12 protein-coding genes are annotated in these 18,595 nt (G+C 68.7%); 5 read left to right on the top strand and 7 right to left on the bottom strand.

Going from position 1 to position 18,595, the window contains the following annotated elements:
- Positions 1-6 precede the first annotated feature (6 nt).
- Complete coding sequence (gene smc, locus DI276_RS04005; protein WP_112261906.1) at positions 7-3,615, top strand: chromosome segregation protein SMC; 3,609 nt, start codon at positions 7-9, stop codon at positions 3,613-3,615.
- A gap of 232 nt (positions 3,616-3,847) precedes the next feature.
- Here smc and DI276_RS04000 read toward each other — a convergent pair whose 3' ends face one another.
- The 4 genes from DI276_RS04000 to DI276_RS03985 form a co-directional block, all read right to left on the bottom strand.
- A complete protein-coding gene (locus tag DI276_RS04000; RefSeq protein ID WP_198680449.1) occupies positions 3,848-6,481 on the bottom strand; it encodes an AfsR/SARP family transcriptional regulator in 2,634 nt (877 codons plus the stop codon).
- Positions 6,482-6,485: 4 nt separating this feature from the next.
- A complete protein-coding gene (locus DI276_RS03995) occupies positions 6,486-7,199 on the bottom strand; it encodes a lysophospholipid acyltransferase family protein (RefSeq protein ID WP_112261904.1) in 714 nt (237 codons plus the stop codon).
- Positions 7,200-7,223: 24 nt separating this feature from the next.
- Positions 7,224-7,562 (bottom strand): hypothetical protein, encoded by a 339-nt coding sequence (locus DI276_RS03990; RefSeq protein WP_112261903.1) that lies wholly within the window; start codon positions 7,560-7,562, stop codon positions 7,224-7,226.
- An 86-nt stretch (positions 7,563-7,648) separates the two neighbouring features.
- Entirely contained in the window at positions 7,649-10,450 is a 2,802-nt protein-coding gene (locus DI276_RS03985; RefSeq protein WP_198680448.1) for a tetratricopeptide repeat protein, read from the bottom strand.
- 66 nt (positions 10,451-10,516) lie between these two features.
- Between DI276_RS03985 and DI276_RS03980 the strand changes: the two genes are divergently transcribed.
- The gene (locus tag DI276_RS03980) at positions 10,517-11,440 is read left to right on the top strand and encodes a GNAT family N-acetyltransferase (protein ID WP_112261901.1); all 924 of its coding nucleotides are present in this window, start codon (positions 10,517-10,519) and stop codon (positions 11,438-11,440) included.
- On the opposite strand, the gene DI276_RS03975 is transcribed toward DI276_RS03980, so the two are convergent.
- Complete coding sequence (locus DI276_RS03975) at positions 11,390-12,949, bottom strand: sodium:solute symporter (protein ID WP_112261900.1); 1,560 nt, start codon at positions 12,947-12,949, stop codon at positions 11,390-11,392. The genes DI276_RS03980 and DI276_RS03975 overlap by 51 nt on opposite strands.
- Complete coding sequence (locus DI276_RS03970) at positions 12,937-14,058, bottom strand: anhydro-N-acetylmuramic acid kinase (RefSeq protein ID WP_112262199.1); 1,122 nt, start codon at positions 14,056-14,058, stop codon at positions 12,937-12,939. The genes DI276_RS03975 and DI276_RS03970 overlap by 13 nt, the downstream gene beginning before the upstream one ends.
- Before the next feature lie 120 nt (positions 14,059-14,178).
- Between DI276_RS03970 and ftsY the strand changes: the two genes are divergently transcribed.
- Positions 14,179-15,471 carry a signal recognition particle-docking protein FtsY gene (ftsY, locus tag DI276_RS03965; protein WP_112261899.1) on the top strand — a complete coding sequence of 431 codons (1,293 nt, stop codon included), beginning with the start codon at positions 14,179-14,181 and terminating at the stop codon, positions 15,469-15,471.
- A gap of 1 nt (position 15,472) precedes the next feature.
- On the opposite strand, the gene DI276_RS03960 is transcribed toward ftsY, so the two are convergent.
- Entirely contained in the window at positions 15,473-16,366 is an 894-nt protein-coding gene (locus tag DI276_RS03960; protein WP_112262198.1) for a LysR family transcriptional regulator, read from the bottom strand.
- Positions 16,367-16,449: 83 nt separating this feature from the next.
- Here DI276_RS03960 and DI276_RS03955 point away from each other — a divergent pair, with 83 nt between their 5' ends.
- Both DI276_RS03955 and DI276_RS03950 read left to right on the top strand, forming a co-directional pair.
- Entirely contained in the window at positions 16,450-17,619 is a 1,170-nt protein-coding gene (locus tag DI276_RS03955) for an MFS transporter (RefSeq protein WP_112261898.1), read from the top strand.
- Positions 17,616-18,425, top strand: a complete 810-nt coding sequence (locus DI276_RS03950; RefSeq protein ID WP_112261897.1) for an LLM class flavin-dependent oxidoreductase — start codon at positions 17,616-17,618, stop codon at positions 18,423-18,425. The genes DI276_RS03955 and DI276_RS03950 overlap by 4 nt, the downstream gene beginning before the upstream one ends.
- Positions 18,426-18,595 lie beyond the last annotated feature (170 nt).

The following is an 18,595-nucleotide window of genomic DNA, read 5'->3' as shown; positions in this document are numbered from 1 at the left end:
CCCGGCGTGCATCTCAAGAGCCTGACGCTGAAGGGCTTCAAGTCCTTCGCCTCGGCTACCACGCTGCGCTTCGAGCCCGGCATCACCTGTGTGGTCGGCCCCAACGGGTCCGGCAAGTCCAACGTGCTCGACGCGCTGCGCTGGGTGATGGGCACGCAGGGCGCCAAGGACCTGCGCGGCGGCAAGATGGAGGACGTCATCTTCGCCGGCACGTCCGGCCGCGCGCCGCTCGGTCGCGCCGAGGTGACGCTCACGATCGACAACTCCGACGGCATGCTCCCGATCGAGTACACCGAGGTGTCGATCACCCGCCGGATGTTCCGCGAGGGTGCCACCGAGTACGAGATCAACGGCAACTCGTGCCGCCTCATGGACATCCAGGAGCTGCTCTCGGACTCCGGCATCGGCCGCGAGATGCACGTGATCGTCGGTCAGGGCCAGCTCGCCGCGATCCTCGAGTCCAAACCGGAGGAACGCCGAGCCTTCATCGAAGAGGCCGCCGGCGTCCTCAAACACCGCAAGCGCAAGGAAAAGGCGCTGCGCAAGCTCGAGGCGATGCAGGCGAACCTGACGCGCCTCACCGACCTCACCTCAGAACTCCGCCGCCAGCTCAAGCCGTTGGGCAAGCAGGCCGAGATCGCCCGCCGCGCCCAGGTCGTGCAGTCCGAGCTGCGGGACAGCAAACTCCGCCTGCTCGCCGACGACCTCGTCACGCAACGGGAAGCCATCGCGCAGGAGGAACACGACGAGGCGAAGGCCCGCGAGCGTCGCGCCGAGGTCGAGAAGTCGTTGCAGGCCGCGCAGTACCAGCAGAACGAGCTGGAGGAGCGCGTCGCCGCCGACACGCCGAAGCTGCAGGCCGCGCAGGACACCTGGTACCGGCTGTCCGCTTTGGAGGAACGCCTCCGCGGCACCGTGCGGCTGGCCGCCGAACGTGCCCGGCACCTGTCCGCCGACGTGGACGCGCCGTCGCGTGGCCGTGACCCCGACGACCTGGAGCGCGAGGCCGAGGAGACCGCCCAGATGGAGCTGGAGCTCCAGGAGGGCGTGACCGAGGCGCGCATCGCGCTGGCCGAGGCCGTGGAGACGCGGTCGGAGCTGGAGCGCATGGTCTCGCAGGCGGAGAAGGCGCACATCGCCGCCGTCCGCGCGATCGCCGACCGCCGGGAGGGCCTCGCCCGGCTCTCCGGTCAGGTGGAGGCGTTGCGCAGCAAGACGAACGCGACCGCCGAGGAGATCGAACGACTTTCCGGCACGCTCGCCGAGGCCACCGAACGCGTCGAGTTCGCATCGATCGAACTGGCCGAGGCACAGGCAGTCACCGGCTACGAGGACGAGGGCGACAACGACCTCGACGAACGTCACCGTCATGCCGTGCAGGCCAACGACGCGGCACGGCAGCGCGTCGAGGAACTGGTGAAGGCTGAGCGCACCGCGGAACGCGACATCGCGTCGTGGCGTGCGCGCGTCGACGCGCTGTCGTTGGGCTTGACCCGCAAGGACGGCGCGGGTGCGCTCCTCGCGTCCGACGTGCCCGGCCTGCTGGGTTCCGTTGCCGCGCTGCTGACCGTCGAGCCCGGTTTCGAGGTCGCGCTGGCGGCCGCGCTCGGCCCGATCGCCGACGCCGTCGCGGTTTCCTCCGGCGACGGCGCGCTGCAGGCGTTGAAGCTGTTGAAGGAGAAGGACGCCGGTCGCGCCGGTGTGCTGATCGGCTCCTACGGGTCCACTGTGGACACGTCGGCCTGGGGTCAGCTGCCCTACGGCGCGCGGTGGGCGATCGACGTCGTGCACGCGCCCGAGGCGTTGCGGCCGGCGCTGGCTCGCGCGTTGGATCGCCTTGCGGTGGTTGAGGATCTGGACACGGCGGCGCGGTTGAACGTGCGCACGGTGACCCGTGAGGGCGACATCTTCGGCACGGACTGGGCGATCGGCGGCTCCGGCGCTCAGGGCCAGAGCGTCATCGAGGTCCAGGCGGCCGTCGACGAGGCGCAGGAAGCCTTGGGGAACGCCGAACGCGCGCTGGAGCACGCTTCCGCCGCGTTGGAAGGCGCCCGTGCCGAGCAGCAGGCTCGCCGCAAGGTGCTCGACGCGGTCAAGGAAGCCATGCAGGAGGCCAAGGTTCGCCAGGCCCGCTCCGGCGAGCGGCTGAGCCGGATGGCGTCGGCTGTGCGCTCGGCCGAGGCTGAGGTCGCCCGCATCTCCGACCAACGCGCCAAGGTCGAGCAGTCGCGCGAGGAAGCCCTGTTGAAGCTGGGCGAGCTCGAAGAGCGGCTGCTGATGGCCGAGGAGGAGCAGACCCTCGACGACGAGCCGGACACCGAGCAGCGCGACGCGTTGGCCGCCGAGCTCGCCCAGGCGCGTCAGGGTGAGATGGACGCACGTCTGGTGCAGCGCACGGCCGAGGAGCGTGCACGTGCGTTGCAGGGCAAGGCAGACGGTCTGCGTCGTGCCGCGCGCGCCGAGCGTGAGGCCCGCGAACGGCACGCCCGTGCGACCCAGCACCGTGCGCGCGGTGCCCAGGTCGCGAAGGCTGTTGCTCGTGGCGGCGAGCAGGCGTTGGAGCGCATCGAAATTTCGCTGGCACGCGCCGCCCGTGAACGCGACCAGGCCCAGGAGCGCCGCACGCAGCACGAACTTCTGCTGACCCAGGTGCGCAACCTGGTGCGCGAGATGTCCGGCGAGCTGGAGAAGCTCGTCGACGCCGTGCACCGCGACGAGGTCCTGCGCGCCGAGCAGCGCCTGCGCATCGAACAGCTCGAGACCAAGATCGCCGAGGACTTCGGCATCGGCCTCGAAGACCTCGTCAACGAGTACGGCCCCGACGTAATGGTGCCCGCGTCGGCCGCGGAGATGGCCGAGTACCAGGCCGCCAAGGAACGCGGCGAGCAGGTCTCCGAGCCGCAGCCGATGCCGTACGACCGCGACACCCAGGCCCGCCGCGCCAAGCGCGCCGAGCGCGACCTGTCGTTGCTGGGCAAGGTCAACCCGTTGGCGCTGGAGGAGTTCGCGGCGCTGGAGGAGCGCTACAAGTTCCTCTCCACCCAGCTCGAGGACATCAAGGACACCCGCCGCGACCTGCTGACCGTCGTGAAGGAGGTCGACGACAAGATCCTCGAGGTCTTCACGTCGGCCTACGAGGACGTGGCGCGCGAGTTCGAGGTCGTCTTCAAGGTGCTGTTCCCCGGCGGCGAGGGCCGGCTGGTGCTCACCGAGCCCGAGGACATGCTGACCACCGGCATCGAGCTGGAGGCCCGCCCGCCCGGCAAGAAGGTCAAGCGCCTGTCCCTGCTGTCCGGTGGCGAGAAGTCGCTGGCCGCCGTCGCGATGCTGGTCGCGATCTTCCGCGCCCGCCCCTCACCGTTCTACGTGATGGACGAGGTCGAGGCGGCGCTGGACGACACCAACCTGCACCGTCTGATCGGCCTGTTCGAGCAGCTGCGGGAACGGTCGCAGCTGCTGATCATCACGCACCAGAAGCCGACCATGGAGATCGCGGACGCGCTGTACGGCGTCTCGATGCGCGGTGACGGCATCTCGCAGGTGATCTCGCAGCGGCTGCGGACCCGTGATGAGCAGCCCGCGCCTGCTCCAGAAGAAGTGCCGGTCGAGGCCTGAGAGGGCGGTCGGAGCGGCGCCTGGGGGGCTAAGACCAACCCCGACCGCGGCCTCTACCTCGGGCTGCACCGTGCGCGGTGACCTTCCTCTTAGGGGAGGGAGGTCCCCCGTATCACCGTGCTGGTGCAGCCCCGCGCCCGCAGCGGTGAGGTCCCCCAGTTGAACCTCACCACTCCAGGCGCGCACTGACCACTGTGCCCGACGAGCCTTGTGAAAACCTTGTATCCGCAGGTCAGGCCAACTTCGCCTGCACGGCGGCAGCGGCTTCGGCGCGTTCGGTGGCCTGGTAGAGCTCATGGGACTGACGCCAGCACTCGTGCGCGCGGTCCGGTTGACCGGCCGCATGCCAGGCGTCGCCCAGCCGGTCCAACGAGGTCGCGCTGTGGTGACTGTTGTCCTGGGCGTGGAAGATCTCGATGGCGCGCTCGAACATCGACACGGCCTCCTCGTACCGGCCGGCTGCGGCCAAAGTGAAGCCCAGGCTGTGCAGGGTGTGCGCCTTGCCGTTGTCATCGCAGTCCGCAGACTGGATCGCCAGGGCGGCGCGACAGTGCTCTTCCGCCAGTTCGAGCTCACCGCACTGCGCGGCGTACAGGCCGGACGTGCAGAGAAGGTCCGCCTCCAACACCGCGTCGTCCAGTGTGCGGACCAGGTCGAGCGCGAACAGGAGTTGGGCGAGTGCTTCGCGTGGGTTGCCGCGTTCCGACTCGAGGTGCCCTAGGACGCGGTAGCCGGCCGTCTCCCGCCACACGTCGCCGGTCTCCTTCGCACAGCGGACCGCGACAACGAGGTGGTGCTCGGCTTCGTCGAAAGCGCCGGCATTCACCAGCGTCTGGCCGTGCAGCAGGTGAGAGAGGAGGAGCGCCGTGAGGTCGCCGAGCCGTTCCGCCGCCTCGACAGCTGCGAGAGTGATCTGCAGGACCTTCTTGAAGGAGCCATGCGTCCTCCAGTAGTAGGTGTAAAGAGCCCAGCTCAGCCGCCAGATCGCGGCGTCATCGGCGACCTTCTGCAGGGCGGCCGCGGTGTGGTGCTCGGCGTCGAACCACCGCATCGCGGCGTCGCGGTCGGGAAACGTCAGCGGGTCGGCCGTCGTGGGCTCCAGCTCGATGTCCCTGCGCCCGGGAAAGAGCATCCGGTCTCCCGCATGGGCGGTGTGCACCACGAAGTCCACCAGTCTTCGCAACGCCTCGCCGAGATCCGGTGGTGCGGCGTGCTCCTGGCCGTACAAGCGCACGAGGTCGTGCATCGACCAGCGGTCGGGCGCGTGTTCCTCGATGAGCGAGACCCGTTCCAGCGCACGGAGAGCGCTGCGAGCCTCCACTGTGGACGTTCCGATGAGTGCTGCGGCACAGGTCGTGTCGAGGTCTTCGCCCGGCACCGCGGCGAGCAGTCCGAACGCGCGGGCGTGCGCCGGTTCCAGCGTGCGGTGTGACGATGCGAGCACCGCTGTCAGCGATGCGCCGGGAGAGCCGAGATCCAGGGCACGGAGCCGGGTCGACGTGTCGCGCAGTTCCTCCGCGAGCGACGACAACGGGAAATCCGGCCGTGCCTGTGCCTGCCCGGCGATCACCGCGAGTGCGAGCGGCAGGCCCGCGCACGCCGTGACGAGCGTTGTGACCGCGTCTGGTTCGGCGGCCACTCGCACCGCGCCGATTCGGTCGGCCAGAAGTCGGCGGGCGTCCTGCGGGGCGAGCTCGGCCAGCGGAACCGTGCGGGCGCCGCTCGTGGTGATGAGGCTGTGCAGGCGGTTCCTGCTGGTGATCACGACCGCGCACGACGGAGTGCCCGGCAGCAACGGGGTGACCTGATCGGCGCTGATCGCGTTGTCCAGCACGAGCAGCATGCGGCGGCCGGCGATGGTGCTGCGGAACAACGCGGCCCGCGCCTCGACGGCGTCCGGCACTTTGGTGACACCGAGCCCGCTCAGCAGCCGGTGCAGTGCCTCGGCGGAAGACACGGGTTCACCTGATGGTGTGAACCCCATCAGGTCGACGTGCAGCTGTCCGTCCGGGAAGAAGCGCGCGTCACGGTGTGCCCAATGCAGTGCGAGCGCGGTCTTGCCGATGCCGCCGGGGCCGCTGATCACCACCTGGCGCGGGCCGTCGGCGGTGAGCACCGCGGTCAGCGTGGCCAGTTCCTCGCTGCGGGCGCTGAACGACCACGGTGCGGCAGGCAGCTCGCGTGGCCGTTCGAGCTGGGCGAGCAGCCGTTGGTACAGCTGCCTGGTTTCCGGATCTGGATCGACACCGAGTTCGTCGGCGAGGCGTCGCCGCAACGTCGCGTACACCCGCAGGGCCTCGCTTTGCCTGCCATCTGCCGCGAGCGCGCGCATGAGCTGCCTGGTCACGCGCTCGTCATGCGGGTGTTGCTCGGTCAGCTCACGCGCAGATGCCAGCACGGGTGCGTGCTCGCCCTTCCCGAGCTGTGCCTCGTTCAGGTCGAGTACGACCGCGAGGCGCTCGGCGGCCAGTGCGGTCCGTTCGTGTTCGAGCCCTGCCACTCCGGCGAACGGCTCACCTCGCCACAGCGCCAGAGCCTCCTCCGGCCGGCCATCGGCGACGAGCGCACGGAACTGGTGCACGTCGACGGACTCGGGCGCGACCTCCAGCACGTACCCGTTCAAGCGCCGGGTGATCAGCACGTCGTCGGGAAGGGTCGGCCGCAGCCGGTACACGTAGTTCTGGAGAGCCGCGTTGGGCTTCCTCGGTAGTCGTTCGCCCCAGATGGCGTCAATCAGCACGTCTGTGTGCACGACGCGGTTGGCGTTCAACAGCAGCAGCGACAACACAACGAGTGCACGTCCGTGCCTCACGACCAACGGAGAGCCGTCGACCGAGATCTCACCGAGTACCTGGAAGCGCGTCACGTCCCTATGGTCGCCTGGCATCCAGTTCGGTTGCCTCTTCGGGCGTCGGCGCGGTGCCACCGAGGTGCGCCGGGACCCACCAGGCACCGGGCTCGTTGGGATAGTCGGCCTGTGCCTTGTCCAGCAGGTCCTGCATCCGCTTGCGCAGCAACGCGTCGCCGGAGTCACCGGGGGAGGCCTCGAACGGCTCGCCGATGAGGATGGTGATCGGCACGTGCCGCTGTGTGAGGTCCTTGGGCCGGCCCTTGGTCCACAGGCGCTGGGTGCCCCACAGCGCGACGGGGATGAGCGGCACGCCGGCCTCGTGCGCCAGGCGGTTCGCGCCGGACTTGATGTCCTTGACCGTGAACGAGCGGCTGATGGTGGCCTCGGGGAAGATCCCGACGACCTCGCCGGTGCGGAGCGCGGACAGGGCCTGCTGGAAGGAGGCCTGGCCCGCGCTCCGGTCGACGGGGATGTGGTGCATGCCGCGCATGAGCGGCCCTGCGATCTTGTTGGCGAAGATCTCGTGCTTCGCCATGAACCGCGTGAGGCGCCCCGAGGGACGTGCGCCGTAGCCCGCGAAGATGAAGTCGAGGTAGCTGACGTGGTTCGACGCCAGCACGGCTCCACCGGTGCGCGGGACGTGGTGCGCCCCTTCGACGGTGATCCGCAGGTCGAGCAGCTTGAACGCGAGCTTCGCTGCGGCGATCACCGGGGGATATACGCGATCCGACATGCTCCGAACGGTAGCTGGCAGGGGCTACTGACCGGTAGCGGCCCTTTCGTTGTCTCGGATGACCCTCGGCACACCCGCGAGGTCCTCGTCGTTGCACAGCAACTTGAGGTCGTAGTACGGGTTGCCCTTGGTGTCGTCGTAGTCGAGATGAACTGCGATGACGTCCACGGGCTCACCCAGCCACTCCTGCGTCTGCCGCAGCCAGGCGGCGGCACGTTCGAGGGCAGTGGGCAGATCATCGTCACGGAATTCGACCGGCCGGTACGGAACGCCCTGGACCTGGTCCCGGTTGTTCGTCGGCAAGGGCAGGTCGACGGCCACCCCGGATTCGTTGAGATCGAGTTGGATCGTTTCCTCACTCACTGTAGAAGAGTCCCCCACCCTCACCAGCCCTGCAAGCCCGAATCTGGGTTGCGCCCCGGCTGCCACTCCCGAGTGTGAGGCGTACCTCAGGTTGATCTCTTCAGGAAGGCTATGTCGCGCTTCAGCTTGGTGATCCGGTCGTGGGTGGGCATGAGGGTGCGCAACAGTGCCGCTTGGAGCTGCTCCAGCTCGTTGATCGCGCCCTCGACGTCACCCGTCTTGTAGCGCAGATTGGCCAGCAGTTCACGGGTCTCCAACGTGTCGGCGTGGTCTGGGCCGAGCACGCGGATCTGGTCTCGCAGCAGGGGCTCGCAGACGCGGATGGCCTTGCCGAACTGAGACGCGGTGCCGAGCAGCATCGCTAGGCTCAGGCGGACGCGGAGGGTTTGGCGATGGTCCGCGCCGGCCACTTCCGTGTGGTCTTCCACGAGTGCTTTGAACTCGGTGATCGCTCGCGTGAAATCGCCCGCGTGTGCCCTGGCGTTGGCCAGATCGATCCGAGTCAGGAGCGTGTCCGGGTGCCGGGCACCCAGCACTCGGCTCTGATCCTTGGCGAGCAGTTCGAACTCGCGGATGGATCCGGGCAGGTCACCTGTGTCCTGAAGGCTCCCCGCCAGGCTGTTCCGGGTGGACAGGGTGTCGGGATGGTCGGCACCAAGCACTGCCTGCTGGTCAGCCACGAGCTTCTCCAGTTCTTGTGAGGCACCGAGAGGATCACCTGCTGTTCCACGCAGGCATGCGAGACTGTTGCGGCTGGAGAACGTGATCGGGTGCAGCGGCCCCAACGCCTCCAAGCAGTCGTGCAGTACGAGTTCCCTCTCCTCCAAGGCTCTTTTCACGTCGCCGGCTTTTGCCAGCCAGTGGGCAAGATTGCTCCGAGTCAGCAAGGTGCGGGGGTGAACCGGGCCGAGGATTCTGCTCAGATCGTCCGCGAGTTCCTGGAACTCGCTGATGGCTGCTCGTACGTCCTCGACCGATCCGCGCAACCCTGCGAGATTGTTGCGGGTGGTGAGCGTGGTCGGATGCTCAGGCCCGAGCACCCGGATCTGGTCAGCGACCAGCGCTTCGCAGTCCGCCAAGGCTCCTTCCTCGTCCATTCCGTCGCGCCTGCAGCCTGCCAGGTTGTTCCGAGCGAGCAGAGTATCCGGATGATCTTTGCCCTGAACGGCGATCAGGTCGGACAGCAGTTGCTCATAGCCGCTGGCCGCTGCGGCGAAGTCGCCTGCTGTACGTGCGCAGTGAGCCAGATTTGCGCGGGTGCCAAACGTTTGGCGCGCGTTTGGACCCAGGATTCGTGTCTGATCTTTGAGCAGGTCCTCGAATTCCTTCGTCGCGCCATCGATGTCACCTGCCTCCAACCGCCACACAGCTCTGCTGCCCCGTGCCCACAGCGTCTGGATGTGATCCACACCCAGCACCCGGATGCAGTCGTCCCGCAGCCGATCGAACTCCTCGATGGCTCCGATCGCATCCCCGGCCTCCCCGCGCCAGTTGGTCATGTGGTTGCGGATGGCAAGGATGCTGGGATGGTCGCTGCCCAACAGCGGCATTGCGCGATCGAGCAGGCGCTCGTAGTGCTTGTGTGCCTCGGTGACGAAACCGGTCTTGCCCAGATGCTCTCCGTAGGCGAACAGCAGAGGGTGGCAGCCGGTTTCGACGACTTCGGACAGTGCCACTTCTCCGAGCGCGCACGCGTTGGCGTGCAACGAAGACAACAAAGGGGCATTGCCTTCGTGGTTCGGCCACAGAGCGTGGAGAGCGTCAGCCGCAGTCTGGGCGCTTGCTCGAAAATCGTCTGCTGTCAGGTCGTCACGGGTGGCACGCTGGATGAGAGCGTGCATGGCACCTGATTCCATGAGGCTGAGCCGTTGCAGGCAGTGCAGCGCGTCCGCGGCGGCTTCGGCGTCGACTTCGTGTCCGGACACTTCGGCCAGCCGCGCGGTGACCGGCGGGCTCGTCAGCACTTCCACGGGAATGCCGTTGGGGTCGAGCAGCGAGGCGATCTGCAGCAGCGGCCGAGCGAGTCCGACCGGCTTGAGCGAGTTCGCCAGCTCGATCGACAGCGACCACGTGACGTCGATCGTAGCCTGGTGGTCGTCCGGCAGAGCCGACGGCTCCGGCACGAGCGCGCTGAGTTTCCGGCGCTGGTCGCGGAATCGGGCGACGTAAGCGGCGCAGGTCAGGTCGCGGTCGACGAGGTACGCCACTGCCTGGGCGAGGGCCAGCGGGAGGTGCCCGAGGGCCTGCGCCAGCTCTGCGCTGCCCTCGCGCAGATGGGGGTGGGCGGCCAGTTTGGCGTCGAGGTAGGCCTGGGCCTGCTCGCGCGTGAAGACCTTGACGTCGACGAGCGTCGAGTCGGTGCGAGCGAGTGCGGAATCCGTGCGGCGGGTGGTCACCACGATCTGGCCGGTGTCGGTGACGGGTGGCCACAGGTCGCGCAGCATGGACGGGTCGGCGACGTCGTCCAAGACGATCAGCCATCGTCGTGGCGTGGTCTGGAGCCACGACAGGATTACGGTGTCCGCGTCGGAGGTCGCGATCTGGAGGAGCGCGGCGGCGTCGGCGTAGCCCGCCAGGACGGCCTCGCGGCTGGTGGCGGTGATCCACACGACGAGGTCGACTTCAGGGTCCTGCTGGGCAGCGCGCGCGTGGTGGGCGGCCGTTTGGGTTTTGCCGACGCCTCCCATGCCTCGGAACACGGTGAGACCGGGCGAGACGGGCGCCGGGCGGTCCTGGTAGCAGTCGGCCTGGCGGGGGACGACGCCCACGTGCACGGGCCAGGAAACGCCTGGTGACGTGCTGGTATGCGTGTCGGGGAGCAGGTTGCCGAGCCGGTTGGCCGCACCGCGGATCTCGGCGGAGATCAGCGGGCGTGAGGGCTCGGACATCCGCGCCATTTTACGCGACCGAAAACTCCCTCGCGTCCGGACGGCGTGGGAGCAACCATTCCTTCCATGTACGACATCCGTTTCGCCGAACCTGGCGACCTCGGCGCCACGATGGCGCTCCTGGTCCGGCTCCAGGCCGACTCAGCGCACCACATCGGCTACCTCGGTGAGACAGTCGAAGAGCTCCGCGCGGAGCTCGCCGAGTTCGAGCCCAGCTGGGCCGACTGCACGGTGGTGGCCGTCGACGCCGACGACAACATCACCGGCATGCTCAGCGTGGAGATCGACCCGGAGCTGGGCCGCGCGTGGCTGCACGGGCCGTTCGTCGACGTACCGGTCAACCACCCGGCGGGCAGCCGCATCTGGGACCAGACCGCCGACGCGATGTTCCGGCGCGCCGCCGAGCTCCTCACCGGCATCACCGATCTCGAGTTGTACGGGCACACCGCCCACCGGCGGCTGGCGGCGTTCGCCGAGCGGCACGCCTTCAGCGCCGGCAAGGCGAGCGCCATCCACATACTGGACAACGGGGAGTTGCGCACGTTGTTGCTGCGGGACGCGAAGTGTCCCAGCGAACGCGAGATGCGCGTCCTGCCCACCGACAAACACGTGCACGAGGCCGTGGCCGTGCTGCACGAGCGATGTTTTCCGCGGACGTACCTGTCCGGCAAGCAGCTCGTCGAGTCCAAACCGGAGACGCGCACGGTCGTCGTCGCGATGGACGGTGAACGCGTCATCGGGTACGCGGCGGGCAAGGCCCAGCCCGAGGAGTACTACGTCGACTTCGTGGCCGTGGAACCCGATGTTCGCGGCCAAGGTGTCGGCGCGGCGCTCGTCACCGAGCTGCTGTGGAAGCTCGCGGCCGAGCACGGGGCTCGACCGCAGGCAGCCGCGTCGATCTACTCGGGCAACGAGTCGTCGCAGAACATGTTCGCCCGCCTAGGCTTTCGACTTCACATCGAGCTCGTCGCCTACCGCCACACCGCGTGAATGCCGCAATGACAGCAATCCACCCACCAGCAACGTGACCGCCACCCCCAGGGGCGTGTTCCACCAGCTCGTCAACGATTTCAGGTCACCTGTCGCCTTGCCGAAGTTCACCTGAGGCGTGCTGCCGGCGAACTTGACGCCGAGGATGACGAAACCGACGACCAGCACTGTCGTCACAAATGCGATGATCGCGTCCGCCTGCGTGACGCGCTTGAAGATGAGGCCGAGGAGGAAGGCCCCGAGCAGCGCGCCGTAGGTGTAGCCGGCGATGCCGAGCGCCTGTACCACGATCGGGTCAGCCGTGGTCTTGTTCGAGGAGGCGAACAGGCCCGCGCAGACGATCAGCAGTCCCGCCCACACCAGGGTCCAGATCCGGCCGTGGCGCAGGCGTTCGTCGTCCGTCATCGGGGTCTTGCGGACGCGTTCGTAGACGTCCGTCACGGTCGAGGAGGCCAAGGCGCCCAGCGACGACGACAGCGCGGCCGCGAGGATGCCGGCGATCACGAAGCCGGAGAGTCCCGACGGCAGGTCGTTGACGATGAAGTGGGCGAAGAGCTCGTCCTTGTTGCTGAGCTTCAGGTCCTTCACCGGGTCGACGCCGTTGTAGAACGCCCACATCATCACGCCGATGAAGAGGAAGAACGCGAACTGCAGGAACACTACGACACCGGAGGCGATCAACGCCTTCTGCGCGGACTTCACGTCACGCGTGGCCATCAACCGCTGCACGATCATCTGATCCGCGCCGTGCGAGGCCATCGACAGCAACGCGCCACCGAAGAACGCCGCGATGAACGGGAACGAGCCCGTCAGCGGTGACGAGGCGAAGTCGAAGAGCTGGAACTTGTTGGCGTCCGCGGCCTTCGAGAACCAGCCGTCCGGCAGCTGACCGGCCAGCACCCAGATCACCACGACGCCGCCGAGGACGTACCAGAGCATCTGGATGGCGTCGACCCACACGACCGCGCGGGCGCCGCCGAAGAAGCTGTAGAAGACCATCGCGATGCCGAGCGCGAGCACGATGGCCCAGTACGAGACCGTGATCCCGTACTGCGCCAGCACGACCTTGATCGGGATGGCCGTCGCGAAGAGCCGGATGCCGTCCGCGAGCAGCCGCGTGAAGAGGAACGTCACGGACGCGGTGGCGCGCATGCCGTTGCCGTACCGCTTGCCCAGGAACGCGTACGCCGTCACGAGATCACCGGCGACGTACTTCGGCAGCAGCACGAAGCTGACGATGATGCGGCCGACGATGTACCCGAGCGCGAGCGTCAGGTACGTCATGCCGCCCTGCGCGGGCGTCGCCATGTAGGCGATCACCGGCACGCTCAGCACGGTGAGCGTCGACGTCTCCGCGGACACCACCGACAGGCAGACGACCCACCACGAGATGCGGCTCTCGCTGACGAAGTAGTCGGTGGACGACTTCTGCCTGCCGCCGATCCACGTGCCGAGCAACGGCATGCCGACGAGGAACAGGGCGATGATCGCGAGATCTAGTCCAGCCACTTCGGTTCCCCCACTTTCAGCTTGGACACCGGACCGGTGACGGGCTCCGGCAGCCGCAGCGGCCCGTTGCCGGGCGTGATGCTGCCGAGCAGCCGCGGTCCGGACGCGCCGGTCGCGGACGGCGTGTTGCTCGCGATCCCGTGCCACGTCAGGAATCCGAGCAGTGCGGCGAGGTAGGCCTCCTTGCCGTCGCGCGGCAGGCCCAGCGAGTCGCTGATCTTGAGCGGGATCGGGTCCAGCGCCTTCGTGAGCGCCTCGACGAGCACCGGGTTGCGCATGCCACCGCCGGACGCGACGACGGTGCTCGCGTCGTGCGCGCGGCAGGCGTCCGCGATGGTGCGGGCGGTCAGCTCGGCGAGGGTGCGCAGCATGTCCTCGGCCGGCACCGTCGGAAATCCGTGCAGGTACTCGGCGTTGAAGAGCTCCTTGCCCGTCGACTTGGGCCAGGGCTTCGAGTAGTACGGGTCGGCGAGCAGCTTCTTGAGGATGTCCTCGCGAACGATCCCTCTTCGCGCGAACTCGCCGTTGGTGTCCTGGCGCTGCTGGCCGTTGGAGATGACCTCCATGACGGCGTCCATCAACGCGTTGCCGGGCCCCGTGTCGTAGGCGATCGGCGGGCTGTCCGGCCGCACCACGGTGATGTTCGCGATGCCGCCGATGTTCAGTGCGATCGAGGTGGTGTCACCGGCCAGCCACAACGCGTCCAACGTCGAAGCCAGCGGAGCCCCTTGACCGCCCGCCGCGACGTCGCGCACCCGGAGATCGGCGATGACGGGCACGCCGGTCCGCTCGGCGATCCACGCCGGCTGTCCGAGCTGCAACGTGCCGAGGCAGTCGCCGTCCTGCACCTCGTGGTGCACGGTCTGGCCGAGTGAGGAGATCAGGTCCGCCGGCAGGTACCCGGCGGCGACTTCGCCGAAAGCCTGCCCGAGCGACGTGTCGAAGGCGCACACTTCAGCGAGGTCCCTCGGCCTCTCCAAGAGGTCCTTCGGGAACGGGTGCTCGGCGCACTGCACCGGCACGAGCTCGACGACGTCGCCGTGGATCGACAGGTCGGCGACGGCGACGTCGATGCCGTCCATCGACGTGCCGGAAATCAGTCCGATCACCCTCACGACGTGTGGTCTATTCCACACTCTGGTCGGATGCAAGTGCTTCGGTGAAATCTTCGCCTAATTGAGCAGTAGATGGTTTACAGGTCACATGCGGCCTTGTGAAACCATGAGCCCGTGTCGACGTCTTCCCTTGTCCTGATCCTCGTCGTCGTGGCGGTCGTGCTGATCGCCGCGCTGGTGACCGGTGTGGTGCTGACGCGTCGCCGTCGCATCAGCCTGACCCAGAAGGAGGAGGCGCCGAAGCCCGGCGGCTACCAGGCTTCGTCCGGTATCTCGCTGGCGCCGGCCGCGCCCGACGCCACCGAAGCGGAGGCGGTCACCGCGGCCGAGGCGGACACCGCGCCGGTCGAACACCCGGTGGCCGAACGGACCGAGGTCGACGGCCAGCCGGGCGTGGGCGACGACGCCTCCGTGCCGCGCGACTCGGTGAAGCGCGGCTTCGTCGAGGTCGACCTGCCGGAGGAAGCCTCAGAGGTCGAGGAGATCGAGCCCACGGCCGGTCGTCTCGAACGGCTGCGCGGCAAGCTCTCGAAGTCGCGCAACGCGTTCGGCTCCTCGTTGCTGGGTCTGCTGGGCGCGGGCGACCTGGACGAGGACTCGTGGCAGGACGTCGAGGACACGCTGCTGATCGCCGACCTGGGCGCGGCCACGACCACCGAGATCGTCGACACGCTGCGGACGAAGATCGCCGGCTCCGCGGTCCGTACCGAGGCCGAGGCCCAGGCGTTGCTGCGTTCGGTCCTGGTCGACGCGCTGCACCCCTCGATGGACCGCTCGCTGAAGGCGCTGCCGCACTCCGGCAAGCCCGCCGTGCTGCTCGTCGTCGGCGTCAACGGCGTCGGCAAGACCACCACCACCGGCAAGCTCGCACGTGTGCTCGTGGCGGACGGGCGCACCGTGCTGCTGGGTGCTGCTGACACGTTCCGTGCTGCTGCTGCCGACCAGTTGGAGACCTGGGGCAAGCGGGTCGGTGCGGAGACGGTGCGCGGTCCCGAGGGCGGCGACCCGGCTTCGGTGGCGTTCGACGCGGTCAAGCGCGGCATGGACGCCGGGGTCGACACGGTGCTGATCGACACGGCCGGGCGGCTGCACACCAAGGTCGGCTTGATGGACGAGCTCGGCAAGGTGAAGCGCGTGGTCGAGAAGCAGGCCGTGGTGGACGAGGTGCTGCTGGTGCTGGACGCGACGACGGGTCAGAACGGGCTCACGCAGGCGCGGGTGTTCGCCGAGCAGGTCGACATCACCGGCATCGTGCTGACCAAGCTGGACGGCACGGCGAAGGGCGGCATCGTGTTCCAGGTGCAGCGCGAGCTGGGCGTGCCGGTGAAGCTGGTCGGTCTCGGCGAGGGTGCCGACCACCTGGCGCCGTTCGAGCCGGGCGCCTTCGTGGACGCGCTGCTCGGCTGACCTACATCCGCTCGGCGAGGTCGCGCGCGACCTCGACGGCGATCTCCCGCGTCCGGAGCGCGAGCGGGGACTCGGTGCGGCCGGCGGGCCAGTACAGCGACAGCTCGCGAGTGGGCGCCGGCTTCAGCGGGTGGATGCTGAGCCGATCGTCGGACCAGGCGTCGTGTGCGTGCAGGGCGAGCCACGGCAACACCGCCCAGCCGATGCCTGCCCGCACCATCGACAGGATGGTCTCGTGGCCCGTGGTGCGGAACACGAACCGCGGCTGCGCGCCGGCTTGCGCGAGTGTCCGCTCCAGCCAGCGCTGGTAGTAGGTGGGCGGCCAGGCGACCATCGGAGCGTCGTCGAGCAGCTTCGTCCGCACCGGGCCGGCCGGGACCGTGCCCGCGCCCGTCACCAGCAGGTACTGCTCGTCGAAGAGCTTCACCTGCTCGACGTCGCCTTCGACCGGGCCGTCGTGGAACAGCAGGTCGAGATCCCTGAGCCGAGGCTCCTCCGCGTTCACGTCGGACAGCCTGATGTCGCAGCCGGGATGTTCTTCCAGCAGCCGGCGGATGACGACCGGCAGGATCAGGGTGGTCACGCCCTGGAAGGTGCCGATGTCGATCCGGCCGTTGCCCGCCAGGAAGCGGTCGACGGCGTCGGTCAGCGCCTCCGCCCTCTGCAGCAGCTCGCGACCGTGGGCCAGGACCACCTCGCCCAGAGGCGTGATCCGGACGGGTTTCGGCCCGCCGGGCCGGTCGAACACCGGGCCGCCGACGGTCTTCTCCAGCGCGGCGATCTGCTGGCTCACCGACGACTGGGTGTAGCCGAGCCGGGCCGCCGCCTGGCCGAACGTTCCTTCCTCGGCGATCACGACCATGGCCCGCAGGTGTCGCAGTTCGACGTCCGCCATGTGATCGAGCATAAGTGATGGCGATTGAGTCCATCGGAAGTCATCGCTTTTCGTGATGCACTTGCGGACCTAGCGTGATTGCCATGACGACCTCGATGAAGATTCGCCCGAGCCGCCCGGACCTGGGGTTGCCCGACCTGGTCTGGGCACTGGCGGCCACGCACTTCGTCGGCAGGGCCGGTGGTGTGGTGCGGTCGTTCCTGGTGCTCTACCTGACACAGGCGCAGCACCTCTCGCCCACGACCGCGGGCGCGGTGGTCGCGGCTGTCGGCGTGGGCGACATCGGCTCCCAGTTGCTCGGTGGCTGGCTGGGAGACCGGATCGGCCGGCGCAACACGATGCTCGTGGGGTTCGTGGGAGCCGCGGTGGCGCTCGCCGCACTCGGCTCGGCGGACTCGATGCCCGAGATCTGGGTGGCCGCCGTCGCCGTCGGGCTGACCGTCGAGCTGCACCGCCCGGCGGGATCGGCCGCGGTGGCCGATCTGCCCGCGCAGCAACGGATCCGCGCGTTCGGGTTGCTCTACTGGGCGGCCAACCTCGGCTTCTCCGTCGCCACGGTGGCTGCCGGGATCCTGGCCAGGCACGGCTACGGGCTGCTGTTCTGGATCAACGTGCTGGCCTCGCTGGTCGCGGCGCTGATCGTCTGGCGTCAGGTGCCGGAAACCCGTCCGGCGGGATCAACGCGGACCCGGCAGGCGCTGTTGCCGCACGTGCTCCGGGACCGGCGGATGATCGCGATGATGGCGGTGCACGTCGGCTACTTCACGTTGTTCCTGCAGACGTTCACGACGTTGCCGCTGCTGATGACGGCCGATGGTCTTGGTCCCGCAACCTACGGCGCAGTGCTGGCGTTGAACGGGATCGCCATCGTGGCCCTCCAGCCGGTGGCGGTGCGGCTGCTCGCCGGGCGCAGTGGCAGCGCGGTGTCGGCGGTCTCGATGCTGCTGGTCGGCGCCGGCGCCGCGCTTGGTGCCGTGAGCCACGGCAGCGCCGCCTTCGCCGCATCGGTCCTGATCTGGACCCTCGGCCAGATCGGTATCGCGGTCAGGTTCGGCGACACCTTCGCCGACCTCGCGCCGGCCGAGCTGCGCAGCAGGTACATGGGTCTCGCCTCGACCACCTGGAGCGTCGGTGCGGTGCTCGGCCCGCTGGCCGGAACCGCGTTGCTCGAGCTGGGCGGACCGGCCGTGCTCGGATCAGCCTGCGCGATCGGTGGGATCGCGCTCTTCGTCGCTCGGAAGGCGTTGTCATGACCAAGATGCGTTCGGCGCTCTGGCTGCCGATCTTCGACGAGCTCGCCGAACCCGCGGTCGTCGCGCGGCTGGCGGTAGAAGCGGAAGAGGCGGGCTGGCACGGGTTGTTCGTGTGGGACCACCTGCGCTGGCAGGCACCGGTCCGGGAGGTCGCCGACCCGTGGATCACCCTGACCGCGGTCGCCTGCGCCACCGAACACCTGCGGATCGGCCCGATGATCACGCCGCTCGCCCGGCGGCGGCCGGCCAAGGTGGCCAGGGAGACCACGACGCTGGACCGGCTCAGCGGTGGGCGGCTCACCCTCGGCGTCGGTCTGGGCAGCGACCGGTTCGGCAACGAGCTGTCGAAGACCGGCGAGTCGCTCGACGATCGGCAACGAGGCCGGATGCTCGACGAGTCCCTGGAGATCCTCACCGCCGCGTGGTCCGGCGAACCGGTCCACCACCACGGCGAGCACTACACCGTCGACGACGTCGAGTTCCTGCCCCGGCCGGTCCAACGCCCCGGCGTGCCGGTGTGGGTCGCGGGATTCCCGGGAAACCGCAAGCCGATGCAGCGAGCGGCCCGGCACGACGGGTTCTTCCCGGTCAACCTCGAACACCCGGACCAGGTCGCCGAGATCGCTGCCACCATCGCCGAACTCCGCGACGATCCGACGGCGCCCTACGACATCGCCGTCGCCCTCCCGACCGGCACCGACCCGGCGCCGTACGCCGCGGCGGGCGCCACCTGGTGGCTGACCGACGTCTCGCCGGGCGACACGCTGGACCAGGTGCGCGGCCTGCTCCGCGACGGCCCGGTCTGAAGGACGCGCCGCTCGGCTGATCTTGTCGGACCTGGTGAGTACGTTGGGTCGCGGGGGACCCGAAGGTCTGCACTGCTCCCCGGAAGTCGGACTGGTGATCCAGGTATGAGGTGCCGTCGCCGACGCTGGTGCGGAGCTGGGCGCGCGCAGTGCGGACCACCTGGCCTTCA

Source organism: Lentzea terrae, from assembly GCF_003265345.1.
GTDB classification, from domain to species: domain Bacteria; phylum Actinomycetota; class Actinomycetes; order Mycobacteriales; family Pseudonocardiaceae; genus Lentzea; species Lentzea terrae.
The sequence above is the reverse complement of the archived record's forward strand: the minus strand, read 5'-3'. Positions and strand labels throughout refer to the sequence as shown.